General features: G+C 66.2%; 21 protein-coding genes. 14 read left to right on the top strand and 7 right to left on the bottom strand.

Going from position 1 to position 23,573, the window contains the following annotated elements:
* The first annotated feature begins 122 nt into the window (after positions 1–122).
* Positions 123–659 carry a hypothetical protein gene (locus tag ABZ942_RS30125; protein WP_357387819.1) on the top strand — a complete coding sequence of 179 codons (537 nt, stop codon included), beginning with the start codon at positions 123–125 and terminating at the stop codon, positions 657–659.
* Between the two features lie 77 nt (positions 660–736).
* Here ABZ942_RS30125 and ABZ942_RS30120 read toward each other — a convergent pair whose 3' ends face one another.
* Positions 737–1,570, bottom strand: coding sequence for an NAD(P)H-binding protein (locus tag ABZ942_RS30120; RefSeq protein ID WP_357387818.1), 834 nt, complete (start codon positions 1,568–1,570; stop codon positions 737–739).
* A 314-nt stretch (positions 1,571–1,884) separates the two neighbouring features.
* On the opposite strand from ABZ942_RS30120, the gene ABZ942_RS30115 reads away from it, so the two are divergent.
* The 3 genes from ABZ942_RS30115 to ABZ942_RS30105 all read left to right on the top strand — a co-directional run bounded on the left by ABZ942_RS30115 (position 1,885) and on the right by ABZ942_RS30105 (position 4,826).
* Positions 1,885–3,423, top strand: coding sequence for a M1 family metallopeptidase (locus ABZ942_RS30115; RefSeq protein WP_357387815.1), 1,539 nt, complete (start codon positions 1,885–1,887; stop codon positions 3,421–3,423).
* 98 nt (positions 3,424–3,521) lie between these two features.
* Positions 3,522–3,833: a hypothetical protein gene (locus ABZ942_RS30110; protein ID WP_357387813.1), complete on the top strand. Its 312-nt coding sequence runs from the start codon at positions 3,522–3,524 to the stop codon at positions 3,831–3,833.
* 141 nt (positions 3,834–3,974) lie between these two features.
* Positions 3,975–4,826 (top strand): hypothetical protein, encoded by an 852-nt coding sequence (locus ABZ942_RS30105; protein ID WP_357387811.1) that lies wholly within the window; start codon positions 3,975–3,977, stop codon positions 4,824–4,826.
* Between the two features lie 9 nt (positions 4,827–4,835).
* Here the strand turns inward: ABZ942_RS30105 and ABZ942_RS30100 are convergent, their stop codons facing one another.
* Positions 4,836–5,669, bottom strand: coding sequence for a S1/P1 nuclease (locus ABZ942_RS30100; protein WP_357387809.1), 834 nt, complete (start codon positions 5,667–5,669; stop codon positions 4,836–4,838).
* Positions 5,670–5,981: 312 nt separating this feature from the next.
* On the opposite strand from ABZ942_RS30100, the gene ABZ942_RS30095 reads away from it, so the two are divergent.
* Complete coding sequence (locus ABZ942_RS30095; protein WP_357387807.1) at positions 5,982–6,869, top strand: helix-turn-helix transcriptional regulator; 888 nt, start codon at positions 5,982–5,984, stop codon at positions 6,867–6,869.
* 66 nt (positions 6,870–6,935) lie between these two features.
* Here ABZ942_RS30095 and ABZ942_RS30090 read toward each other — a convergent pair whose 3' ends face one another.
* A complete protein-coding gene (locus ABZ942_RS30090; protein WP_357387805.1) occupies positions 6,936–7,550 on the bottom strand; it encodes a TetR/AcrR family transcriptional regulator in 615 nt (204 codons plus the stop codon).
* A 78-nt stretch (positions 7,551–7,628) separates the two neighbouring features.
* On the opposite strand from ABZ942_RS30090, the gene ABZ942_RS30085 reads away from it, so the two are divergent.
* The 4 genes from ABZ942_RS30085 to ABZ942_RS30070 all read left to right on the top strand — a co-directional run bounded on the left by ABZ942_RS30085 (position 7,629) and on the right by ABZ942_RS30070 (position 11,218).
* Positions 7,629–8,642: a GlxA family transcriptional regulator gene (locus ABZ942_RS30085; RefSeq protein ID WP_357387803.1), complete on the top strand. Its 1,014-nt coding sequence runs from the start codon at positions 7,629–7,631 to the stop codon at positions 8,640–8,642.
* Positions 8,643–8,746: 104 nt separating this feature from the next.
* Positions 8,747–9,475, top strand: a complete 729-nt coding sequence (locus ABZ942_RS30080) for an alpha/beta hydrolase (RefSeq protein ID WP_357387801.1) — start codon at positions 8,747–8,749, stop codon at positions 9,473–9,475.
* A gap of 42 nt (positions 9,476–9,517) precedes the next feature.
* Entirely contained in the window at positions 9,518–10,483 is a 966-nt protein-coding gene (locus ABZ942_RS30075; RefSeq protein ID WP_357387799.1) for an alpha/beta hydrolase, read from the top strand.
* 24 nt (positions 10,484–10,507) lie between these two features.
* Positions 10,508–11,218, top strand: a complete 711-nt coding sequence (locus ABZ942_RS30070; RefSeq protein WP_357387797.1) for an alpha/beta hydrolase — start codon at positions 10,508–10,510, stop codon at positions 11,216–11,218.
* Between the two features lie 56 nt (positions 11,219–11,274).
* Here the strand turns inward: ABZ942_RS30070 and ABZ942_RS30065 are convergent, their stop codons facing one another.
* The 3 genes from ABZ942_RS30065 to ABZ942_RS30055 all read right to left on the bottom strand — a co-directional run bounded on the left by ABZ942_RS30065 (position 11,275) and on the right by ABZ942_RS30055 (position 15,268).
* Positions 11,275–13,191, bottom strand: a complete 1,917-nt coding sequence (locus ABZ942_RS30065) for a Xaa-Pro dipeptidyl-peptidase (protein ID WP_357387795.1) — start codon at positions 13,189–13,191, stop codon at positions 11,275–11,277.
* 118 nt (positions 13,192–13,309) lie between these two features.
* Complete coding sequence (locus ABZ942_RS30060) at positions 13,310–14,269, bottom strand: M64 family metallopeptidase (RefSeq protein WP_357387793.1); 960 nt, start codon at positions 14,267–14,269, stop codon at positions 13,310–13,312.
* Between the two features lie 303 nt (positions 14,270–14,572).
* Positions 14,573–15,268 carry an SDR family NAD(P)-dependent oxidoreductase gene (locus ABZ942_RS30055; RefSeq protein WP_357387791.1) on the bottom strand — a complete coding sequence of 232 codons (696 nt, stop codon included), beginning with the start codon at positions 15,266–15,268 and terminating at the stop codon, positions 14,573–14,575.
* A 91-nt stretch (positions 15,269–15,359) separates the two neighbouring features.
* Here ABZ942_RS30055 and ABZ942_RS30050 point away from each other — a divergent pair, with 91 nt between their 5' ends.
* From ABZ942_RS30050 to ABZ942_RS30040, 3 genes are all read left to right on the top strand, one after another.
* Positions 15,360–15,959 carry a TetR/AcrR family transcriptional regulator gene (locus ABZ942_RS30050; protein ID WP_357387789.1) on the top strand — a complete coding sequence of 200 codons (600 nt, stop codon included), beginning with the start codon at positions 15,360–15,362 and terminating at the stop codon, positions 15,957–15,959.
* 83 nt (positions 15,960–16,042) lie between these two features.
* Entirely contained in the window at positions 16,043–17,086 is a 1,044-nt protein-coding gene (mgrA, locus tag ABZ942_RS30045) for an L-glyceraldehyde 3-phosphate reductase (RefSeq protein WP_357387787.1), read from the top strand.
* Between the two features lie 637 nt (positions 17,087–17,723).
* Positions 17,724–19,907, top strand: coding sequence for a transglycosylase domain-containing protein (locus tag ABZ942_RS30040; RefSeq protein ID WP_357387785.1), 2,184 nt, complete (start codon positions 17,724–17,726; stop codon positions 19,905–19,907).
* A gap of 1 nt (position 19,908) precedes the next feature.
* On the opposite strand, the gene ABZ942_RS30035 is transcribed toward ABZ942_RS30040, so the two are convergent.
* Positions 19,909–21,108 (bottom strand): acyl-CoA dehydrogenase family protein, encoded by a 1,200-nt coding sequence (locus ABZ942_RS30035; RefSeq protein ID WP_357387783.1) that lies wholly within the window; start codon positions 21,106–21,108, stop codon positions 19,909–19,911.
* Between the two features lie 119 nt (positions 21,109–21,227).
* Here ABZ942_RS30035 and ABZ942_RS30030 point away from each other — a divergent pair, with 119 nt between their 5' ends.
* Both ABZ942_RS30030 and ABZ942_RS30025 read left to right on the top strand, forming a co-directional pair.
* Positions 21,228–21,830, top strand: a complete 603-nt coding sequence (locus tag ABZ942_RS30030) for a hypothetical protein (protein WP_357387781.1) — start codon at positions 21,228–21,230, stop codon at positions 21,828–21,830.
* Positions 21,831–21,993: 163 nt separating this feature from the next.
* Complete coding sequence (locus ABZ942_RS30025) at positions 21,994–23,550, top strand: sugar porter family MFS transporter (protein WP_357387779.1); 1,557 nt, start codon at positions 21,994–21,996, stop codon at positions 23,548–23,550.
* Positions 23,551–23,573 lie beyond the last annotated feature (23 nt).

The raw sequence follows: 23,573 nt of genomic DNA, 5'->3' as shown, positions 1-23,573 counted from the left end.
TTCAGTGTGGAAGGGGAAGGAATCGTATCGTGGGCTCGCCCTCGGCGGGGCGACACCCCGCCGGCGGGCTTGCTCGGCCCCTGAAACAGCGTGTGAACAGCACATTAGTAGGAGGTACGAAGATGGCACGGCGACTTCGAATTCTGACCATGATGGCTGCGGCGGCACCGCTCGCGGTGGCCCTTGCTGTCCTTCCGGCGGTACCGGCCCAGGCCGCCGACGGAGACCTGAGTTGCTCGGCGACGTTCAAGCTCACCCTCGACCCGCCGTTGCGGGCCGGCGGCGGCGCGAAGGTGTCGGTCAGCGGGGATCTCACCAACTGTGCCTCGCGGAATGGTCAGCACGCTGACCTGCGCTCCGGCAAGTTGACGGGCACCGGATCGGCGACGGCGACTGCGGGTGGGTTCAATCCGTGCGGATTGTTGGTGACCGCGAAGGGGAACGGCACGATCGGCTGGGTGGCCGGCGGCGACAGCTCGTTCGGCTGGCGGATCGATCCCGATCCGTTCACCGGGTTGGCGTTCAGCGCCGACGTGACCGGCGGACAGTTGCAGGGTGACGCGATCACCGTGTCGGCGCGGGATGCGCAGCCCAACGCGGGTTGTCGCACCAACGGCCTGTCGACGTTGACTGTCACGGCACAGGTGACGTTCGCCTGATGACTCAGCGAAGGCCAGGTCTGAAAAGCCAGACCTGGCCTTCTGTTTCGGAAACTCGGCCCGCGCACGCCGGTCGGCTACTGCCAGGCTCCCGCCGCAACGGCATCGTGCACGTAGTCGGCGAAGTCGATCGGCTCGCGGCCGAGCAGCCGGCGGACGGTATCGGTCACGTTGGCGTTGCGTCCGTCCAGCAGGGTCGCGAAGATGTCGATCATCCCGGCCACCTCCTCGGCAGGCATGCCGAACTCCGCGGCGAGCACCGCACCGAACTCCGCACCGCTGACCGGAATGTAGTGGACATCGCGCCCGGTCTCCTCGGCGATCGCCGCGACGGCGTCACCGAAGGTCAGCAGCCGGGGGCCGGTCAGTTCGTAGTTCTGGCCCGCGTGCCCGTCCTCGGTGAGTGCCAGCACCGCGACCGCGGCGAGATCGGCCGAGTCGACGAAAGGCTCCAGCACCTGTCCTGCGGGGAAGGCGACGCCACCGGCGAGCACCATCTCGGTGAAGACACCCTCGTCGAAGTTCTGATTGAACCAAGCAGCCTGCAGCACAGTCCATTCGGCGCCACTGTCGCGCACCGCCGCCTCGGCGGCGGCGGCCTGGTCCTCGCCGCGAGCGGACAGCAGCACCAGCCGCGTAACGCCGTTCGCCACGGCCAGCTCGCTGAACGCCCGAATCGTCTCTGCGGCAAGGGGATCCCCGATGTCCGGGGTGTACATCACGAACACCGCCCGCACACCGTCGAGCACGGGCGCCCAGGTGCTCCGGTCCGCCCAATCGAACGGGCGTTCCGCCGAGCGGGAGCCGATCCGTACGGGGAATCCCTTGGCAGCCAACTGTTCTGCCACTCTGCGGCCCACCTTGCCGGTGCCCGCGGTGACGAGGATGGTCTGGTTTTTCGTTGTTGTCATGCTCTCAGTCAAGCCGTCGGTGGATCGGCAAACCATCGACGAAAAGCTCGGCCGCATACGTCAGCGTCTCAGACCACGATGACCAGTTGAAAGCGCTTCCGCAACACGCCAACTAGACATTCTGCACAGAATCTTTTGCCCATTCCGCAAGGGACTCTTCATGATCGAAACTCCCCAGTTGATCTCCAGTGGAAACGGGGTACTCCACTGTGCTTCTCTGAGTAACGCAATGTCCCGGAGGAGGACGCGGACCTACACGACACTTGCTTTGCTCGAAAACATCCACGTGTCCGACACATTGGAGTTCATTTAATATGAGACGCTTCCCCTTGTTGCATACTGCCTCGGTACGAGCCGTTCCACTACTGGTCGTCGCGGCATTGGCCGCGAATATGGGCACGGCTTCCGCAGCGTCATTGACCGGAATCGGTGACCCCAATTTCCCGAATATCGGCAGCGCCGCATACGATGTCTCCAATTACAGCATCGATCTGAAATTCGATCCGTCCTCGGGTCGACTGTCCGGCACCACCACGATTACCGCGAAAGCCAAGCAGGATCTGAAAGCCGGCACCGCGATCGGTTTCGACTTCCTCTTGCAGACGCAGTCGGTGCTGATCGACAACAAGCCCGCCAAATACACGCTGGGCAAGGACAAACTGGCGGTGAACGTCCCGGCGAACCTGACGACCGGCGCCGAGTTCACCACCGTCGTCGCATACAACGACATCCCGTCCCGGGTGCAGAACGCGGCAGGCGCGCGCAACTGGATCGAAAACGCCGGCGGCGCACTGATTTCCAACGAGCCGTTCGCGTCCGAGTGGTGGTACCCGAGCAACGACCACCCCACCGACAAAGCGACCTACGCCGTCTCGGTGCTGGCGCCGGAGGACCGCGACGTCCTGTCCAACGGGGTCGAAACCAGTGTCACCCAAACGATTCCGGGTTGGAAGCGGCACAACTGGCTGAGCAAATCGCCGCAGATGACCTACGCCACCTTCCTGGCGATCGGCAAATACGAACGCAGCGGCCAGAACACCGGCACCCCGGCCAGGCCGAACCTGAATGCCTATGCGACGGACCTGGATCCGACCGTGCGCGCCAACGCCAAGTCGAGCATCGAGCGGACGCCGGAGATCGTGGACTGGCTGTCCAGCGCGCTCACGCCGTACCCGTACGAGGCCACCGGCGGCATCGTGGACGCCCGGATGGGCGGCTTCGCGCTGGAGACCCAGACCAGGCCCACCTACACCGACGGATTCTTCAAGCGCGGCAAGAACGATTCGGTCGTGGTGCACGAGAACGCGCACCAGTGGTTCGGCGACTCGACCTCCGTGGCCACCTGGAAGGACGGCTGGCTGAACGAAGGCTGGGCCAGCTATATGGAATACCTGTGGTCGGAGAAGAACGACACCGGCACCGCGGCGGAAATCGCCGACTACGCCTACGCCACCTCCACCCGGATCAACTGGAATGTCGTATTGACCGATCCGGGCCCGGCCGACGTGCTGCCCGCCGAGCTGTACACCAGAGGCGCACTCGCAATTCAGGCACTGCGCAGCGCAATCAACGACGACGACGTCTTCTTCCGGCTCGTCCGCGAATGGCTCACCAAACACCAGTACGGCAACGCTAAGATCGCCGACTTCATCGACCTGGCCAACGCCGTGACCGGCCGCAGCACCAACGCGTTGTTCAAGACCTGGCTCACCGACAAGGGCAAGCCGTCCTACAAGCCGACCGAAGCGACCTTCGACGCGAACGCGAAGCGGGCTCCCCGATCGGCCACCCCGCCCCCGGCAAAGCCGAAGGTATACGACGACCTCTACGCAGTGGTGACCGCAAAGCAGTAACCATCAGCGAAATTCATCCCCGAGCCGGGCCCTGGATAACCAGGGCCCGGCTCTGATATGTTGTGCGGCAACGCATTCGACCAACGAGAATGAGCCACATGAGTGAGCAGCTAGCTGTCATGGGCCGTCTATGGCAGGAACACATGCGCGCGCCTTTCCCCGCGCGGCTGCACAGCGTGCAATCGGCGGGTGTCGAGATGGCATTTCTGGACGCGGCCATCGCAGGTTGTGTGTCCGTCTGGCACGAAAACGGCGGTTCTCTCGATACCGAACGCATCGCGACATTGCGCAAGCGCCTTGCCGAACTCGACCAGGTCCTGCCGCTGATCACCGAGGCGGAGGAACTCCGATACCTCGAACGCCTGCGCCAACTGGCCGTGCTCGCGTCGGACTCCGAGCATCCTGCGTGAATTCGGCCGGCCCTTCGTGACGGGCCGTGACGGCGGTGATGGTCCGGTGATGGCGAGATTACGTCGGCGAAGCGTGTTCGGTGGATGCGCGTGCCACGCTGGCAGGGTCGGTTGTCGAGTGGCGAAGGAAGACCCAGCGTTGTGACCACATCAGGCGAAGTACAGCTCGAAGCGAGAGAACAGTTCCGGGAGATCATGGCTCGGTTACGCACCATAGGCGACGAGTACTTGGTCGCCGAGGCCAAACGCGTTGCCGCCGAAGCCGAAATGATGGAGTTGGCGAAGGAGCTCGAAGCGGCCCTCGACGCGGCCGACCTGGAAGCCAACGACGACGTGCAGATGACGGCGGAGCTACAAGCCTTCACCGATGCCTTTCGCGCCGCACGACAACGGCATATCGGCGAGCAGCACCGCCCCGACTGGACGGTCGATATCCGAACCTTCGCCGAGGCGTATCAGATGGCCGAGGCCAACGGCGTACCGGTACAGGATATTTCCCACGCCGGATGGCGTCCCGGCGCACGCATCGGGGCACACACCGCCGTCGCCCACTCGATCCTGCTGGCCTACCACGACTCCGGCGGCGGCGCCATGCTCATCTTCGAGGAAGGCCACCTCGATTCCTTCGCCTGCGGCGGGCTCGACAGCGACCTCACCGAACGTCCCTTCGCCGTCAAGTCGGTGATCGAGTCGGGCCTGTGCGGCGTGCTCGCGCCGGAAGCCGTGAAACTGGAAGTGATCAGCGAGAACGGCACCATCTTCCCGGCCGACGTCGTGGCACATACCTTCGCCGTGACCATCGATCTGCCGAGCGAACGCAGGCTCAACCAGCTGCGCCGAGCCTACGCGGCTCCCGACGAGGAGGTGCCGTTCGTGTTCGACAGCGACGACCGCGGCGAGAACTACGAGACGCTGGATCGCTTCAGCGCCCGGGTGTATGACCGAGACGACGTCCTGCTGTACACGGGGCCCGTTCTCCCTGACCAATTCTGAGCGGCAGGTCTACCCGTTGGCAGATCCGGTCGGCGCGGCGAGCACCGCGTTGAGCAACTGCCCGAGCAACTCCCCTGCGAGCCGAAGCTGAGTCTCGGCTACCGGGAGGAACTTTCGGGTGTACTCGTCACCGATGGTCGCCGAATCAGGATAGACGCCGGGCGTCTCGACGATCCGGCAACTGTCCTGCGCCCATCGGATGGGATCGCTGTCCGGCTGGGCCGGCGGCAGGTTGGGCGCAGGCAGCGCGAGCAGCCGCTGCACCTCGTCGGCGTCGCTGGCGTGGCGGGTGTCGAGCATGCGGCTGTCCCACACCGAGTGCAGGTTGGTGTTGCGGCCCAGGTACTGGACCTTGATCTCGTTCCCGCCGCGGTCGCGCGCGTACCCGGCGTGCATCGGCTGGTTGATGTCACCGACGAAGTGGACGATGAACTTCAGCGCCTGACTGCGGTCGGCGTCCGCCCGCGACCGGTCGGCGAGGATCGCCGCCTGCCGCCGCAACGCTTCGATAACGTTCTGGCCGTCGTTGCCGTTCACCGCGGGGTCATACACGCACCCGTTCTCGGCGATATTGACGTAATGCCACGGCGCCGAGATCTTCCCCAGGTCGGGGTCGTTGTTGCGCACCTCGTCGGCCCAGTTGGACACACCGGCGAGCGTGGGGTTCGGTTCACCCTGCAGCAAGCGGGCAACCTCACCCCGCGCCGCCGCACTCAGCCGTAGGTCGGCGATGGCACCGGTGGTGTTGTGGCCCTGCGGTCCCCACGCATTGGCGGCGGGTGGCACCGAAAGCACGATCGCGGCGAACGCACACACGCCCACCACAGCAGCTCTACCTCGCATCAAGAACAAATCCCTTCCGAATAGCTTCGCGCACCCACCCTGCTGCACGCCATGGATCGAGTTATGTTTTCTCTCTTGCTGATTCAAGTATCGGCGACAAGTGGCATATGCCGAACAAACGCCGGGCTAAATCTTCGTGCGAAGTAGCGGACTGATCCCGAGGAAGTCTGACGAGAGCGGCATCTGCACACTCAGGCGCAAGTTCGCTTGTTATAACGCCTACGGGGGATACCATCAGGGTAGGCGCGGTGTGGTTCGTCACAGCGACGGGCACGACGCCGCCAGCGGTCTTCGAGAAGCGGAGCAGAGGTCATGGCCACGGAACCGGTCCGGATCAGGGGTATCGACGCGCGGGTCGCGGAACGCGGCCCGACCGCGTTGCGCATCGCGGTCGGTGGTCAACTCCGCAAGCTGCGCGAGGCAAAGCGCATCACGCCCGCGGCGGCGGGCGAGCACATCCGCGGCTCGCACGCCAAGATCAGCCGACTCGAACTCGGCCGCACCGGATACAAGGACCGCGACATCCTCGATCTGCTGACCCTCTACGGCGTCACCGAAGACGATCAGCGCGAAATGTTCCTCGACCTGGCCCGCAGGGCCAACCAGCCCGGCTGGTGGCATCGCTACAACGACCTGCTGCCACCCTGGTTCGAGACCTATCTCGGCCTCGAGGGCGCCGCACAGACGATCAGAACATTTGAGGGCCAACTGGTTCCGGGGCTACTGCAGACCGAGGACTACACCCACGCGGTCATCGAGGTCAGCCACCAGAACGCCGAGGCAAGCCGGCGAGTAGAGCTGCGCACCAAGCGCCAGGAAATCCTCGACGTGCCCGACGGCCCCCGATTATGGGCCGTGATAGACGAGGCGGTGCTGCATCGCCCGATCGGCGGCAAGAAGGTGCTGCGCGAACAGATCGAGCATCTGGTCGAGATCTCGCACAAAACAGGCGTGACCATCCAGGTGCTCCCGTACGACGCAGGCGGCCACGCGGCAGCCGGTAGCTCGTTCACCATGCTCCGCTTCGCCGAACGCGAACTGCCCGACATCGTCTACCTGGAACAACTGACCAGCGCGCTCTACCTCGACCGCAAGGAAGACCTCCAGCTCTACCGCGAGGTCATGGACAAGGTCGCGGTGCAGGCCGAGACGCCGGAGCGGTCACGCGATCTACTGGCCGCCACCGCCAAGGAGCTGTAAACGCCTGACACCCTGGCGATCCGGTCACGCCCGACGACCGGATCGGCCAGGACTGTTCGGCCGCGATCAGCCGGCGACTCGATCGGCCCAGTCCGACGGCAGCGCCCGGCTCGAGACCTCCGCGATCTCCGCCAACCGCGCCCGCCCAATTCCCAATCGGCTCAACTGGATCAGTCCCTGCGCCACAACCACGATGTTCGCGCTATGCGCTGACACAGCGGCCTCGTCGACCTTGCTGCCGCCGAGACGCGCTGCAGGATAGAGCCGTTCAGCGACGCCCTGCTCCATGGCCGCGGTCGTCTTGCTGCTGATAGCGACCACTTCGGGCATCCGGGCGCCCAGTTGCGCGACGCTGTTGATCATCAGGCAGCCACGCCGATTCGGTTGCGCGGCACAGTCATCGATGATCGCCTGGAAGAGCGTGCGCACGGCGGCCCGCGCCGATCCCGGCGCGGCGCCGACCACCTCGCGCACAAACCGCGCACGGCCCTCGCAGTAGCGTTCGAAGACGGCGAGGAACAAACCCTGCTTGTTGCCGTAGGCGGCGTAGACACTGCCGTTGCCGACACCGGTCGCCCGCGAAATGTCCTCGACCGACGTGTCGTCGAAACCCTGCGACCAGAACAGCTCGGTAGCGGCGTCGAGCAGACCCGCTTCGTCGAACTGTCGTGGCCGTCCCATGGGCTCACCGTACCAATCGGTGTGCGAGATAGCCCACACCGCTTGTTCTGGAGGCGCTACTCCATAACAATGGTTGACATGGCCCCTAACTCCACAGAGCAACCTCGCCGACGAGTGGGCATCCTGGTCTTCGACGGCGTCAAGATGCTCGACTTCGTCGGCCCGGCCGAGGTTTTCGTGGAGGCGAACCAGACCGTGCCCGGCTACGAGGTGGTCCTGGTCTCGGCCGACGGTCATGCCGTGCAGACCTCGATCGGCGCACGGATCGAGGTGGGCGTCGCGGCCGCCGACGCGGGCCGCTTCGACACCGTCGTGATCCCGGGCAGCGAACTGCCGCCCGCGACGTTCGTGACTCCCGCGCTCATCGCCGCAGCCAGGCACCTGTCCTCGCACACTCGCCGGCTGGCCTCGATCTGCAGCGGCGCTTTCGTCCTGGCCGAACTCGGCCTCTTCGACGGCAGACGCGCGACCACCCATTGGAAGTACGCCGCCGACCTCGCGCGGCGGTACCCGGCGGTCGCGGTCGAGCCGGACGCGATCTTCGTGCGCGACGCGAACCTGTACAGCTCGGCAGGCGTCGCGGCGGGCGTCGATCTCGCGCTGGCCCTGGTCGAGGAGGACCACGGCGCCGACGCCGCTCGCCGGGTCGCCCAGTTACTCGTGGTGTACATGCAGCGTGCGGGCGGGCAATCACAGTTTTCGGCGTCGCTGACCGGACCGGTCCCCCGCAGTCCGCTCGTGCGCAAGGTGGTCGACCTGATCTGCGCGGATCCGGCGTTCCCACACACGGTTCAGACGTTGGCCGCGCATGCCATGGTCAGCGTCCGGCATCTGACGCGGCTCTTCCGCGCCGAGCTCGAACGCTCCCCCGCCGAATACGTCGCGTTCATCCGCTTCGGGGTCGCCAGAGATCTGCTGCACGCGGGACACAGCGTCACCGAGGCCGCGATGACCGCCGGATACGGCAGCAGCGAGGCGTTGCGTCGCGCGTTCGTGGCCAGGCTCGGCATCTCACCGCGCAAGTACCAGCAGCGTTTCCGATCCACCGGTTCGGCCGCCACATTCGAACCGATGACATCCGCCGTGTCCTGATCGGGGGTATTTGCGGCCCGTGTGGAGGGGCGCCGGACGGGTTGCGCAACGGAAACTGAGTGCGGCACAACGCCATCGATCCCAGCGATCGAGAGAGGAGCTCTATGACTTCCGCGACCACCATAGTTCTCGTGCACGGCGCGTTCGCCGATGCGTCCAGCTGGGGCCCGGTCACCGAGCGGCTGCTCGCCGCGGGGCACCGAGTCGTCGCACCGCCGGTCTTCAACCGGAGCCTGGCCGAGGACGCGGCGTACATCAAGTCGTTCGTCGAGCAGATCGACGGACCGGTCCTGCTGGCCGGCCATTCCTACGGCGGCGCGGTCATCACCGTCGCCGGTGTGGCCGACAATGTCGTCGGTCTGGTCTACGTCTCGGGCTATGCCCTCGAGGTCGGCGAGAGCCTCGGCCAGTTGCAGGGCGGTTTCCCGGATTCCGAGCTGGCCGCCAACCTGGTCTACGCACCGTATCCGGTCGCCGACGGCGAGCCGGGCACGGATGTCTCCGTCGAGGTCGCCGCCTTCCCCGAGGTATTCGCGGCGGGCCTGGACAAGATGCGGGCCCAGGTGCTCGCCGTCTCACAGCGTCCGCTGTCGGCTATCGCATTCGGCGAGGCAGCCGCTGCTGCAGCCTGGCAAACCAAGCCGGGCTGGGGGATCGTTTCCAGTGCGGACCGCACCATCAATCCCGAGGTCGAACGGTTCGGTTACCAGCGGGCCGGGCTGCGCTCGGTCATCGAGATCGACGCACCGCACCTTGTGATGCAGACGCATCCTGATGAGGTCGTCGCGGTTATCACCAAGGCACTCGCCGAGCTCGCTCGAGCTCGAAAATAGAACTACCGCAGCATTTCTCCTCCCTACGGAATAGGAACGATGATGACCGGAAACCCGCACGGCGTGGCACTGGAGCCGGCCGCCCAAGAGTTCGTCGACGCGACCTCGACGCCCCCATTCCTCTATCAGCTGGCGCCGGAAGAGGGCCGCAAGGCGGTCGATTCGGTACAGGACACGCCGATCTTCAAGCCCGAGATCGAGGAAGAGTGGATCACCGTCGAGGGCGGGCCGACCGGGTCGGTGCGTGCCAGGATCGTCAAGCCGCAGAACGTCAGCGAGCCGCTGCCCGTGATCGTCTACACCCACGGTGCCGGTTGGGTTTTCGGCGACGCGCACACCCATGACCGGCTGGTCCGTGACCTCGCCGTCGGCGCGCATGCGGCCGTGGTGTTCCCCGAGTACGACCGCTCGCCGGACGTGCACTACCCGGTGGCCAACGAGCAGTCCTATCGGGTCGCCCAGTGGGTGAGCACCCAGGGCGCCGAGAAGAACCTCGACCCGTCCCGCATCGCGGTCGCGGGCGACTCGGTCGGCGGCAACATGGCCATCGCGCTCACCCTGATGGCGAAAGAACGCGGCGACGTCTCCTTCGTGCAGCAGGTGCTGTTCTATCCGGTGACCGACGCCAACTTCGACACCGAGTCCTACCAGCGGTTCGCCGAGGGCTACTTCCTGGCCCGCGACGGGATGAAGTGGTTCTGGGATCAGTACACCACCAGCGAAGCGGATCGCGCGCAGATCACCGCCTCGCCGCTGCGCGCCGGCACCGAGCAGCTGGCGGGACTGCCGCCCGCACTGGTCATCACGGCGGAGAACGACGTATTGCGCGACGAGGGTGAGGCTTTCGCGGCGAAGCTGCGGACCGCCGGTGTTCCGGTGATCCAGACGCGCTACGGCGGCATCATCCACGATTTCGTGATGGTCAACTCGATGCACGACACCAACGCCGCCAAAGCCGCTGTCGCCCAGGCTGTCGCGGTGCTGCACGCCGCGCTGTATCCCGCCTGATCCCACACTGCGAAAGGAACATTCGTGAGTACCGCTCCAACCATCGTGCTGGTGCACGGCGCGTTCGCCGACTCCTCCAGCTGGAATGGTGTCGTCGAAGTGCTACGCGCACAGGGCTATTCGGTCGTCGCCGCGGCGAACCCGCTGCGCGGCCTAGACAATGACGCCGCCTACATCAGCTCGGTCCTCGATGATGTCGACGGCCCGTGTGTGCTGGTCGGTCATTCCTATGGCGGCAGCGTCATCACCGTCGCCGCGGCCGGAAAGCCGAACGTGCAGGCACTGGTCTATATCGCCGCCTTCATCCCGGCCGAGGGCGAAAGCGCGCTGGAATTGACCGACAAGTTCCCCGGTTCCACCCTCGGGCCGACCACCCGTCCCGCGAACTACCCACTCGCGGACGGCAATACGGGCACGGAGCTCTACATCCGTCAGGACGAGTTCCCCGCACAGTTCGCCGCAGACGTCCCCACCCCCACTGCCGAACTGATGGCCGCCACCCAGCGGCCCGTAGCCCTCGACGCCTTGCAGCAACCGGCCGCGACGGCGGCATGGCGGACCGTCCCGGTCTTCGCCTTGCTCACCACCGAGGACAAGAACATTCCGATTGCGGCGCAACGGTTCATGGCCGAGCGCGCGTCCGCGCACACCGTCGAGGTCCCGGCCTCGCATGCGGTCAGCGTCGCCATGCCCGGCGTGGTCAGCGATCTGATCGTCTTGGCCGCCGAGCGGTAGATACCGGAAATCCGGTCACGCCCAACGGTTTCGGGCGTGACCGGATCTCGGGTCGATCAGCCGATCGCGGCGTTCAGCGCTGCCTGGCCGCCGACCACCGGGAACGTGACCTTGGTTTCGGCCAGGTTCACGCCGAAGCCCGGCCCTGGCTTGGGCCGCAGGGTGAACTCGTTGTCGCTGGACAACACCACCACGCCCAGTTTGTGTCCGCGCACCAGCACATAGTCGTGCGGCATCATGGACACGTTGACCGCGTACTCCTTGCCCGGGGTGATCGGGCTGGTCTTGCTGAGCGAGTCACGGTTCTGCGGGTCCACCCAGCCCCTCGTGACGATCCGGGAACTGCCGTCGGGGGATCGATCCACCAGCAGCGCAGTCACATTCGCCGCCGGGCGCTGGAAGGTCGCCTTCAACGCGACGTCGACCGCACCACTGATGCGCAGCGTGGTCGTAGTGGGCTTGGAGAAGTACTCCAGCCGGTTCGGTGAGCTCGGCGCGGCGACGAGATCGGCGGCCAGCTTGGTCGCGTCGTCGTCGAGGGATTCGGTGACCTTACCCGCGCCGCCGGTGGCGAGCCCGCCGATATTGCGGCCGCCGGGCTGGAACACCGCGGTCGCGCAGGCGGTGGCCGGGGCGGGCCAGTCGGCCTCGTCCACCCAGGACTTGTCCTCGCGCTGGATGGTGGCTTTGGGCTCCCGATCGATCCCGTTGTTCTGACCGAGCAGGTACTTGCTGAACCACCGGTTCACCGTGCGCAGCCACTCGTCCTTGCGCAGGCTGATCGGGTCGGTGTGGCCGGACTGGTGCAGCCAGATCTTGTGCGGCACACCGGCTTTCTTCAGCGCGTCGTACCATTGCGCGACGTTCTTGGTCTTGACGTTGAAGTCGTTGAGACCGTGCACGGCCAGCACGGCGGCGTGCACCTTGCTGACGTCGTTGACGTAGTTGCGCTCGTTCCAGAAGGCGGTGTAGTTGCCGTCCACCCGGTCCTGGTCCTGCTCCACCTTGTTGATCACCGGCGTGCAGATGTTCCGGTCGGCCCTGGTGTAGACGTACTTGGCCAGCACGTCGGTGTCCTCGCCCTGATAGGTGCCCGGCGCGACCACCGCGCCGCCGGCCCGGTAGTAGTCGTACCAGTTGCTGATCGCGGCGATCGGCACGATGGCCTCCAGTCCGGGCACGCCGGTGGAGGCGACGGCGTTGGGCAGGGTGCCGTTGTAGGACACGCCCATCATGCCGACCTTGCCGCTGGCCCAGGTGGCGACGACGTTCTTGCCTTGCGCGTCACGGGCTTTCGCGCGACCGTTCAGCCAGTCGATCGGAGCTCGCGCGCCGATGGTCTCGTTGCGCCCACCCGAGGTCGGGCAGCCGGTGGACGTGCCGGTGCCGAGCGACTCGCCGTACATCACCGCGAAACCGCGGGCGAGGAAGTAATCCTCGTACTGCCAGGTGATCTGGCCCTTGTCGAGGGTGATGCCGGCGGCCCGGAGATCCTCGGCCACCCGCGCACGCAGCTCGCCGGGAGCCGGGGCCATCCGTGCGTCGGCGCCGTTCGGCACGTAAAGCTCAACGTCCACGCCATGATTGGTGACGTCGTTGCCGCCGGAGAAGTACGGGCTCGCCTGGTACACCACCGGCAGCTTGCCGGTCGCCCCGGCCGGGCGCACGACCTGGACGTGCACCTCGTCGTCCTTGCCGTCCGCGTCACTGTCCACCGGCGCGCGCACCCAAAGGTCTTGGCGGACAGGCGCGGCCGGGTTGAACGTCGGCTGCGCCTCGCCGCCGGAGAAGTTCGGTCCGGACTGCGGCTCGGCCATCGCGGGCGCACCGGAGAGCAGCAGCGCGGCGGCCACGGCCAGCAGCGCCAAGCGCGGTAGCCGCCGCAGGGTCAGCACGGCCCGACCAACCGCCCGGACCACTCGGGTGCGCGGCCCCCGCCGATCATGTCTGTGCTGATGCTGTCTGGATGCCATTGCCTTCTCCTTGTCACCGCTCATCACGAGGCACTCCCGTGCGAGACTCGAAATACCTACTGGCTCAGGGAATTACCTCGGATGCCCGACCAGAAATGGCCGGGCATCCGGTGCGGGGTCAGGACTGGCGCGGCGGGCTCTTCCGCTCGATCGCGGCCTTCATCGCGTCCAGCCCGATCAGGTTGAACTCTCGACCCAGCGACCGCATCAACGAGTTCTCGGTGGGCCGGTACACGCCGCGCTTGCAGTAGACCGCGCCCTCGTAGGTGCCGACCACGCCACCGTCCGGGGACTGTTTGCCCAGGTACTGGTACCACTTGGTGCGGTTCTGCCGCATCTGCGCGCTGGTGTAGGTCGACGCGTTGGCCTCGCTCGGCTCACGACCGGTGTAGCGGTCGTTCGGGTAGTCGTACTCGTCGGCGAGACCACCCACCGAGTGCCCGAGTTCGTGCAGCACGATCTGGCCTGCCTGGGCGTTCCCGCCAGACGAGGTGGCAACCCCGCCGCCCGCGCCGCCGTACTTGGTGGTGTTGGCCAGCGCGATCACCTGGTCGGCCTCGGGCGCCAGCCGCGCGTACTGCAGCGCCTTGGTCTCGTTGACGCACAGCAGCCGTTCGGTGCCGCCGCACCAGAAAGTCATGTCCAGCGCGGTATTTCGATACGTGCCACGCGGATCGTTGTCCACCCCGGACTGCTGGGAGACCACGTTGACCGCCCAGACATTGAACGAATTCTTATATGTCTTGAACGGCTCGACCTGGGTGATCTCGTTCCACCGATTGATCGCGTGCTGCTTGTAGGTGCCCAATTCACTGGCCGTGTATCCATCACCGACGAACACCAGGTCGAACCGCTGACTCGACGGCCCGGTTTGCTGGATCGGCACCACATCGGCCTGCACCGCGCTCCGCGGCGCCGGACTCGCGTCGGGGACGGGCGTGACAACGCGACTGATGGTGCCGTCCGGCGAAAATACTTCCCGCTCTTCGGTCGGGCCCGCCGAGCCGACCGCGACCGACATTCCGGCAATGATGAACGCGCCGAGCATGATTGCGAACATGCGTCGTAACAAGGGCATGACAAGGCTCCTCGAGTGGTTCGCGAATTCGACGCGGACGGCGCATGCCGCACTAGGCGTCCATCGAATCCCTAACCAAGGAACCACATTTGAGCGACCATCTCGACTGAGGAGTAACTGGGGAAGGAATACCGCCCCCAGGAGACCGACAGCCACCGCCGCGCGCGTTTCGGCCCGCCGCGCGCGTTTCGGCCCGCCGCGCGCGTTTCGGCCCGCCGCGCGCGTTTCGGCCCGCCGCGCATGGAATTGCCGACAATTCCATGCGCGGCTGCACAATTCACACGCGGCAAAGCCTGGGTGTCGCTACCACGGGACGGTTTCGCCGTGTCGATCCAGGAACTGCAGGCCGGGAGTGGCCGCCTGGGCTTCTAGGACGTCGACTACGGCCGGGATGGTCTCCTTGGGGTTGAGCGGTGCGTCGGGGCCGCCGAGCTCGGTCTGGTTGTGGCCTGGGTCGATGAGCAGCTTGGTCTGCCCGTCGTCGGCATAGCGGGTGGCGTAGCTGCGCATCAGCTGGTTGAGCGCGGCCTTGCTCGCCTTGTACAGCTCGTAGCCGGCCTCGGTGTTCCGCGAGACGCTGCCCTGCTCGGAGGACATGACCGCGACGGTTCCGCCGGGCGCGACGAGTCCGCGCAGCGCCTCCAGCGCACGCAGCGGGCTCAGCGCGTTCGTGATCATCACCTCGGTGAACATGTCCGTCGGGACCTCGCCGATCGGCAGGTCGCCGCGGTCGATCGCGGCGTTGACGAAGAGCAGATCGAGTCGAACACCGTCGAGGCGCTCGCGCAGTGCGGCCAGCTGTTCGGCGCTGGTCATTTCCAATGATTCGACCGTCAGCTGTCCGTTCGAAGCCTCGGCCGTCGCTTGCAGCTCGCTGCCGCGCTGGCGGGTCGTCGCGATGACCTGCCAGTCGCGGCGGGTGAGCTCGTCGGCGAGGACGAGCCCCAAGCCGCGCGAGGCGCCGATGACGAGGGCTCGACGGTTGGTCGTTGTGGACACATTCACTCCTCGGTACTGCGAAGACGTAATTTAGACTAGACGTTGCGTCTAGAGTTAAACACACCATCCGCAGATAGGTAAGGTGTCCCGCATGCCCGCCACGAGCTCTCAGCCCCAGCGGCCACGCTCCGGCCCACGACGCGACGAGGCCGCCCGGCTCGCCGTGCTGCACGCCGCGGACGATCTGCTCGTCGAGCACGGCTTCGGCGGGCTGACCGTCGAGGCCATCGCCCGCCGCGCCGGGGTCGCCAAGCAGACGATCTACCGCTGGTGGCCGTCGAAGGTCGAGATCCTGCTCGACACGCTCATCGAGGACGCCGGCAAGCGCCTCCCCTTCCCCGCCGGTGCGCCCACCGCCGCGAGCATCCGCACCTACCTGCGCGCCTTCGTGCGATTCCTCACCCGCGACCCGGCCGGCAAGGTCCTGCTCGCGCTCATCGCCGAGGCGCAGCACCATCCGGCCACGGCCAAGAGCCTGCACGAGCGATATCTCGATCCGCGCCGTGACCGAGAACGCGACATGCTCACGCGCGCAATCGAATCCGGCGAGATCTCGCCCAAGCTCGGGGTCGGCGAAGCGATCGACGCACTGGTCGGCCCGCTCGTCTATCGCGCTCTGACGGGGTCGACCATCCCCCGCGATCTGGTGGACACCCTGGTCGAGGACCTGCTCCGGCCCCGCTCGACTTGAATGCCCCCGCGACGGGGTTGCGGACTGCGCCGAACTCCGTTCAGGCAGTATGAACAGTCGGCACAGGCAACGAGGAGGTCCGCATGACATACGTTCCCGAACCGACCAGGTACGACGGCGCGATGAGCTATCGCCGCTCGGGCCGGTCCGGTCTCGATCTGCCGCTGCTCTCGCTCGGCTTCTGGCACAACTTCGGCGACGATCGCCCGTATCTCGTCCAGCGTGAAATCGCCCTGCGCGCTTTCGATCTCGGCATCAGCCATTTCGATCTGGCCAACAACTACGGCCCGCCGTACGGGTCGGCGGAGATCAACGCCGGACGCATCCTGCGCGAGGACCTCGCGCCGTATCGCGACGAGCTCGTCATCTCCACCAAGGCGGGCTGGGACATGTGGCCCGGTCCGTACGGGCAGGGCGGTGGGTCACGCAAGTACGTGCTCGCGTCCCTCGATCAGTCGCTGACCCGGCTCGGGCTCGACTACGTCGACATCTTCTACTCGCATCGGTTCGATCCGACGACGCCGCTGGAGGAGACCGCGGCCGCATTGAATACCGCTGTCCGCCAGGGCAAAGCGCTGTACGTGGGGATTTCCTCGTACACCGCAGCGGATTCCGTCACCATGGCGAAGCTGCTGCGTGAGCTCGGCACGCCGCTGCTCATCCATCAGCCGTCCTACTCGATGCTGAACCGCTGGATCGAGACCGAGGGGCTGCTCGACGCCGCCACCGAGGAAGGGTTCGGTGTCATCGGGTTCACCGCGCTCGCGCAGGGTCTGCTCACCTCGAAGTACATCGACGGCATTCCGTCGGAATCGCGTGCCGCGCAAGACAAGTCGTTCCAGAAGGAATTGCTCACCCCCGAGATGATCGAGCGGCTGCGCAAGCTGAACGCCATCGCGGACAAGCGCGGCCAGACCCTCGCTCAACTCGCCCTGGCCTGGGCGCTGCGCGACGACCGGGTGACCTCGCTGGTGATCGGCGCGTCCACCACCGAGCAACTCGAGCAGAACGTCGCGGCGCTCGGCACACTCGACTTCAGCACCGACGAACTCGCCGAAATCGATCGGCTCCTCGACGACGACGGTGAGGTCGACCTGTGGCGGTCGGCGCGCCAAGGCACCCTCTGACGACTCAGTGAGCGTCCGTTGGCTCCTGGACCAGATCGAGGGCTAGGGGACGTTACTCCGCATGTCCAGGTCAGCATGGTTCGCCAGGCGCCGGCGGCCCTGGTGAGGACTATGGCTGCCTTGCGTCAGAATCTTGGCCCGGGTCCCGACGGAATGGTTGCGTTACGTTTCATCGCACCGCAAACTTTTTCACGGAATGTGGATGGCTTTGCGGGACAGACCCTTTCGAGTTATGGAGATTCAGGCTGTGACCTCGCCCTACGACGATGAACCGAACGGCGGGCTGCGCGGCAGGCAACCGGGACCGGCCGGTTATCCACCACGGCGGTCGTCCGGACCACCGCAGGGAGCGCGACCGATGCCACCGGGTGGTGGTCTACGACCGCCGGGACCCGGTACCCCGCCGTATCGAGGTCCGGTACCACAGGGCATGGATCCGCGGGCACCGCGTGGTCCGGCCGGCCAGCCGCCGCGTAGTCCCGTCCCACCCCCGCAGCAGCGTCCTGGTCCGGGAACGCCGAATACCCACGGGCCCCGGCAGCGGGCCGGAAGCCTCGGCGAGGCCCCTGCGCACCGAAATCAGCGTTCCGGCACGGCATCTCGGCCGAGGTCGACAGTCGACGGCGACCGACCGGGTATGGGACCGAGCACGGGGCACCGCCGCACGGTCGGCGAGACCACCCCGCCGTCGCGCCGCAGCGCTGATGGCCTCAACGGCCCGACGGGTCGCCGACCGGCGGCCAAGAATAGATCGCGGTGGCGGACAATCCGTCGCGTTCTCTACATCCTGCTGGCGTTGGCCATCGTGGTGCCGTGCGCGACATTCCTGGTCGCATATAACATGGCCACGGTCCCCCGGCCCAGCGCGCTGCGGACCAACCTGGTGGCGACTGTCCTGGAGTCCGACAGCAAGACTGTGCTGAGCAAAGTGGTGCCGCCGCAAGGCGACCGCACCGACGTCTCCATCGAGCAGATCCCACCACATGTGCGTAACGCGCTGATCGCGATCGAGGACCGATCGTTCTACACCAACCACGGCTTCTCGGTCCCCGGCTTCGCCCGTGCCTTCCGCGACAACCTGCTGGGACGCGACGACGCGGGCGGCGGCTCGACCATCACCCAGCAGTACGTCAAGAACGCCTTCGTCGGCAACGAGCACGCTCTCGGCCGCAAGTGGCGTGAGCTGGTGATCTCGACGAAGATGGCGCGGCAGTGGAGTAAGGACGACATCCTCACCGCCTACCTGAACACCATCTACTTCGGTCGCGGCGCCAACGGCATCAACGCGGCGGCCAAGGCCTACTACAACAAGAAGGTCCCGGATCTGACGCCCGCCGAAGGTGCGATGCTGGCCGCACTACCCCGGGAACCATCGAACCTGGATCCGGAAAAGAACCGGAAGGGCGCCGAGAGTCGCTGGAACGACGTGCTCGACGCGATGGTCGACACCGGCGCCCTGACCAAGGCCGACCGGGCGAACATGCAGTTTCCGCAAGTTATTTCGGCTGCTCGAGCAAGTGATGACAAAACCGATCAGGGTCCCAACGGCCTGATCAAGCGGCAGGTGATCGCAAAGTTGGCCGACGCGGGCATCAGTGAGAGTCAGCTCAACGCCCAGGGCCTGCAGATCACCACCACCATTGACCACAAGACGCAGCAGGCCGCGATCGATGCGGTCCAGAAGAACATGCCCGGCGAACGGCCCGAGACACGCGCCGCGGTAGTGTCGGTCGACCCGAAATCTGGTGCGGTGAAGGCGTATTACGGCGGCGAGAACGGGCAGGGCTGGGACTTCGCCGGCAACCCGCTGCAGACCGGATCGACGTTCAAGGTGTTCGGTCTCGCCGCGAACCTGGAGCTGGGCATTCCGCTGTCGAAGATGTACGACAGCTCGGATCTGACTGCGCCCGGTACCACAACGAAGATCACTAACGCTGAGCCCGGCGAAACCTGCGGCACCTGCACCATCGCCGAGGCGCTCCGGCGCTCGTTGAATACCAGCTTCTATCGGATGGAGCTGGATATGGGGTCCGGCGGCCCGAACAAGATCGCCGCGATGGCACACAAGGCCGGTATCCCCGACACCATCCCGGGTCTCGGCCAGACCCTCGTGGAGCAGGACGGCTCACCGCCCAACAACGGAATCGTCCTGGGCCAGTACTCGGTCCGGGTGGGCGATATGGCCTCGGCATACGCGACCTTCGCGGCATCAGGGGTCTACCACAAGCCGCACTTGGTGCAGAAGGTTGTCACGGCCGACGGTCAGGTACTGCTCGATCACAGCTCGGTGGCCGCCGAGCAGCGCGTCTCGAAGGCGGTGGCGGACAACGTGACCGCGGCGATGGAACCGATCGCCGCGTCCTCACTCCAGCACGGTTTGGCCGATGGACGTAAGTCCGCCGCCAAGACCGGCACCACCCAGCTCCACGACACCGGTCAGAACAAAGACGCCTGGATGGTCGGCTTCACCCCGGCACTGTCGACCGCCGTCTGGGTGGGCACCCCCGACGGCACCGCGCTGAAGACCTCGAGTGGCAACGTGATGTGGGGATCCGGGCTGCCGTCCGACATCTGGAAGGACACGATGGACGGAGCGCTACGGGGCACCCCGAAGGAGAACTTTCCCGCACCTGCCTCGATCGGCGGTCAGCCAGGCGGCGTCCCATCCGCCTCGGTCTCGCCGTCCGCAACCCCGGCTGGCCCGCCAGGCCCGCCGACCGCAACGCAGGACTGTGGACGCCCCTTCCCCATGTTTCCGCCCTCGTTGCTGAATCCGTGCGCGCAGCAACAGCCGCAGGATTCGGGTCAGTCGCCTGGCTAGCTCAGATCGTCGGGTTCACCACGTCGAGACCGAGGGCGAGCTTGCCCGCGTTCTCGTGCTGGGTGTCGCGCAGATAGAGGTGCTGGGTGAGCACGTTGCTGTCGCGCCAGATCCGCTGGATCGGGCTCGTCTCGTAAATCGCGCTCGCACCGGCGATTCGGAAGAGATCGCCGACCGCGTCACGGCATGTCTCGGCTGCCCACACCACCTGCTGATGCAGCTCGCACCGGTCGACGACCGAAAGCTCGCTCAGATCCACACCGCGCAACCGTCGGTCGACGTAGGTGTCGAATACCGCGCGCGTCGACTCGCGCGCACCGCGGATCGCGGCCTGCGCTCGCCCGACGGTGCGCTGGATGACCGGATCTTCCGATGCCGGCTGGAATTTCGGCGGACCGACCCGGTTCGGCAGCACGGCCCGGACCTCGTCGAGGGCACGTTCGGCCATGCCGATCGCGACACCGGCGAACCCCGGCGCCAGCAGACTGAACAGCGGGAGACGATACTTCGCGTCATCGAGGCGACTCGGCGCGAAGAACGAAAAGCTGCGGCGCGCAGGAACAAACACGTCATCGAGGGTGAAACTCATTGAGCCCGTGCCACGTAGGCCCGCGACATGCCAGTCGTCGACGATGTGCACCTGTTCGGTGGGCACGACGACCGAGATGAGTTCGGGCGGCCCACCGGCGCCGGGCTTCGGCGCGCCGTCGTCGTCGAGCAGGACGGTGTTCGCCATGACCCAGCCCGCGTAACCGATGCCGCTGGCGAACGGCCACCGTCCCGTCACCCGCAGCCCGCCCTCGGTAGGCCGACTGCGTCCGTTCGGGCCGAAGACGAGGGACATGGGTCCGATCCCGTCGGCCAAGACCTCGGCGAGGCCGTCGGCAGGCAGCTTGGCCGCCAGGATGGCGGGCGTGGTCGCGCAGATGAACAGGCTCCACGCCGTGCTCGTGTCCGCGTAGGCGAGCGCCCGCACGACCTCGAACGCCTCGTCGAGACCGATCAGACCGCTGCCGCCGACACCGGCCGGCGTGAACACGCCCCACAGACCGGCCGCCGCGATGGCGTCGACGACCTCGGGCGCGAGGTTACGGGCATTCTCGGCCTTTTGGCTGCACTGGCGGGCGATCGGTGCGAGCTCGGTGACCGCGCCGAGCGCATCATCCAGCGTCTTGATGGCGGGTGAAATATATTGTGGCACAGACGCTCCTCCTCATTGCACGCCCCGGCGCGCCGGGCGGATCGCAGGTAGATCCTGCGCCTTCCACCGTCGAACGCGAAAGCGCTGTTTTCGGTCAGCAGACCGAGGATTCTGAATGCGTGAAGATTTACGCGGACCGGGCTACCGTTGCCGCCCACCAAGTGGTCACGGATTTGATAGTAGTGGCGTGGGTCTACGCCTCGATCGTGGCGGCGCTGTGGCTGCACGATCTGGTGCGGCAGCTGGCCGTTCCCGGGCAGAAACTGGAGGGCGCGGGCACCGGGATGGCCGACAGTCTCGGTGATGTCGGCCGCAAGGTCGGCCGCGTGCCGGTGGTGGGCGACGATCTGACGACCCCGTTCGAACGGGCCGCCGGAGCCGCCCGGTCGATGGCCGGTGCCGGGCACGATCAACAGGCGGTCGTCAACGATCTCGCGATGGCCCTCGCGATCGGAATGCTCATCGTCCCACTGGGTTTGGTGCTGTTCGTGTGGTTGCCGCTGCGGGTGCGGTGGATGCGCCGGGCCGCGGCCGCGACGCGTCTGCGTGCCGCCCGCGGCGGTCGAGAACTGCTTGCCCTGCGCGCACTCACCCACCAACCGCTGCGCAAGTTGGACCGGATAGACACCGACGTGGTCGAGGCCTGGCGGCGCGGCGACGACGACACGGTGCGCGAATTGGCCGCGCTGGAATTGCGTGGTCTCGGCCTACGCGGGAGCTGAGCCGCCAATTCCCGTCGCGGCGCGGACAATGCGGCGATGCACGCTTTCGGTAGAACGTCACAAAACCGAAAAACCACACATCGTTTTAAACAGGAACGTAATTCTATTCACAAACAAGACCGCATAGTTTGCGCAGCCTGTGCCAGCACTATCCACTGGAACGATGCCCACCGAGAATACGACGATAACCAGACGCCGGAGTTTCATTCCGCGGCTGCGCCGTCGCAACCTCGACGGCTACGAGATGGTCGTCTCCGCGCCGGAAAAACCGACGGACGACGAAAATCAGAGCGCCGACCGCAATGTCGTCATCGTGGCCTTGTTCGCCGCGCTGGGCGGCATGCTCTACGGCTACGACACCGGGATCATCTCCGGCGCCCTGCCCAAGATGTCGGCGCAGTGGGGCATCGACCACACCCGCCAGGAGATCCTGACCGCCGCGATCCTCGCCGGTGCGGTGGTCGGCGCGCTCATCGGCGGTTCGCTGTCGAAGACGTTGGGGCGCCGCAAGACCATCTTCATCATCGCCTGCGTCTTTGCCGTCGGTGTCGTGGCGTGCGCGCTCGCGGTCGACGCCTGGATGATGACGGTCTGCCGGCTCTTCCTCGGCCTCGCGGTCGGTGCCTGCTCGCAGATCGTGCCGACCTACATCGCCGAGCTCGCGCCGCCCCACCGCCGCGGCGCGATGGTCACCTTCTTCAACATCGCGATCGGCGTCGGTATCTTCCTCGCCAACCTGGTGAGCGTGTTCGCGGCCAACGGAAACACCTTCCAGGCCAGCGACAGCTGGCGTTGGATGATCGGCATCGCGGTGATTCCGGCGCTCGTGCTGGCCGCCGCGATGCTGCAGCTGCCCGAAACACCGCGCTGGCTCATCGACAACGGCACGGTCGGCAAAGCCAGGGTGGTGTTGCGCTGGATGCGCCCGAACCGCACGGCCGCCGTCGACGAAACGCTGAAGATCTGGGCCATCTCGCAGCAGGAACAGAAGGAATCGCGCGGCGGCTGGGCCAACCTGACCCAACGCTGGGCCCGCCCCGCACTCGTCGCCGGCCTCGGTATCGCCGCATTCACCCAGCTGTCCGGCCTGGAGATGATGATCTACTACTCGCACACCATCCTCGGCAACGCAGCGGGTTTCGGCACCGGCCTGGTCGTCTGGTCCGGCCTCGGCATCGCCGCCGTCTACCTCGTCTTCACCGCGGTGGGCGAACGCCTCGTCGACAAGGTCGGCCGCCGCCGCCTGATGCTCATGCTCATCCCCGGCGCGACCATCTTCCTATTCGGCTTCGGCTTACTCTTCATCCTCACCGCCCACCCCAATCGCTTCCTGACCCTCACCTTGATGCTCGCCTACATGGCCTGCAACGCCGCCGGCCTACAGGCCGTCGGCTGGCTACTCGGCTCCGAGCTCTACCCCCTCAGCATCCGCGACCGCGCCACCAGCCTCCACGCCGTAGCCCTCTGGGGCTCCAACCTCGTCCTCACCCTCACCGCCCTGACCACCATCGACTCGCTGGGCCTAGGCCCCGCCTTCGTGATGTACGCAGTCTTCAATCTGCTGTCCTTGGTCTTCGTATACTTCTGCGTCCCTGAAACAAAGGGCCATTCCCTGGAAGACATCGAACAATCCCTCCGCAACGGAACATTCATGCCCTTACGCGGAAACATCAGCAGCCAAGTAGACGTTTCCGCCTCCGAAAACACGGTCCATTCATAACACCGCAACCACATAGAGTTACA

This window comes from Nocardia sp. NPDC046473, assembly GCF_040645995.1.
GTDB lineage: Bacteria > Actinomycetota > Actinomycetes > Mycobacteriales > Mycobacteriaceae > Nocardia.
The sequence above is the reverse complement of the archived record's forward strand: the minus strand, read 5'-3'. Positions and strand labels throughout refer to the sequence as shown.

What these genes read in the sequence shown, in the direction of transcription:
- ABZ942_RS30050 (WP_357387789.1), top strand. Translation starts at nt 15,360, where the DNA reads ATGCCCGCCACGAGCTCTCAGCCCCAGCGGCCACGCTCCGGCCCACGA.
- ABZ942_RS30125 (WP_357387819.1), top strand. Translation starts at nt 123, where the DNA reads ATGGCACGGCGACTTCGAATTCTGACCATGATGGCTGCGGCGGCACCG.
- ABZ942_RS30110 (WP_357387813.1), top strand. Translation starts at nt 3,522, where the DNA reads ATGAGTGAGCAGCTAGCTGTCATGGGCCGTCTATGGCAGGAACACATG.
- ABZ942_RS30085 (WP_357387803.1), top strand. Translation starts at nt 7,629, where the DNA reads ATGGCCCCTAACTCCACAGAGCAACCTCGCCGACGAGTGGGCATCCTG.
- ABZ942_RS30025 (WP_357387779.1), top strand. Translation starts at nt 21,994, where the DNA reads ATGCCCACCGAGAATACGACGATAACCAGACGCCGGAGTTTCATTCCG.
- ABZ942_RS30040 (WP_357387785.1), top strand. Translation starts at nt 17,724, where the DNA reads ATGGGACCGAGCACGGGGCACCGCCGCACGGTCGGCGAGACCACCCCG.
- ABZ942_RS30095 (WP_357387807.1), top strand. Translation starts at nt 5,982, where the DNA reads ATGGCCACGGAACCGGTCCGGATCAGGGGTATCGACGCGCGGGTCGCG.
- ABZ942_RS30080 (WP_357387801.1), top strand. Translation starts at nt 8,747, where the DNA reads ATGACTTCCGCGACCACCATAGTTCTCGTGCACGGCGCGTTCGCCGAT.
- ABZ942_RS30065 (WP_357387795.1), bottom strand. Translation starts at nt 13,191, where the DNA reads ATGGCATCCAGACAGCATCAGCACAGACATGATCGGCGGGGGCCGCGC.
- mgrA (WP_357387787.1), top strand. Translation starts at nt 16,043, where the DNA reads ATGACATACGTTCCCGAACCGACCAGGTACGACGGCGCGATGAGCTAT.
- ABZ942_RS30060 (WP_357387793.1), bottom strand. Translation starts at nt 14,269, where the DNA reads ATGCCCTTGTTACGACGCATGTTCGCAATCATGCTCGGCGCGTTCATC.
- ABZ942_RS30075 (WP_357387799.1), top strand. Translation starts at nt 9,518, where the DNA reads ATGACCGGAAACCCGCACGGCGTGGCACTGGAGCCGGCCGCCCAAGAG.
- ABZ942_RS30090 (WP_357387805.1), bottom strand. Translation starts at nt 7,550, where the DNA reads ATGGGACGGCCACGACAGTTCGACGAAGCGGGTCTGCTCGACGCCGCT.
- ABZ942_RS30100 (WP_357387809.1), bottom strand. Translation starts at nt 5,669, where the DNA reads ATGCGAGGTAGAGCTGCTGTGGTGGGCGTGTGTGCGTTCGCCGCGATC.
- ABZ942_RS30115 (WP_357387815.1), top strand. Translation starts at nt 1,885, where the DNA reads ATGAGACGCTTCCCCTTGTTGCATACTGCCTCGGTACGAGCCGTTCCA.
- ABZ942_RS30120 (WP_357387818.1), bottom strand. Translation starts at nt 1,570, where the DNA reads ATGACAACAACGAAAAACCAGACCATCCTCGTCACCGCGGGCACCGGC.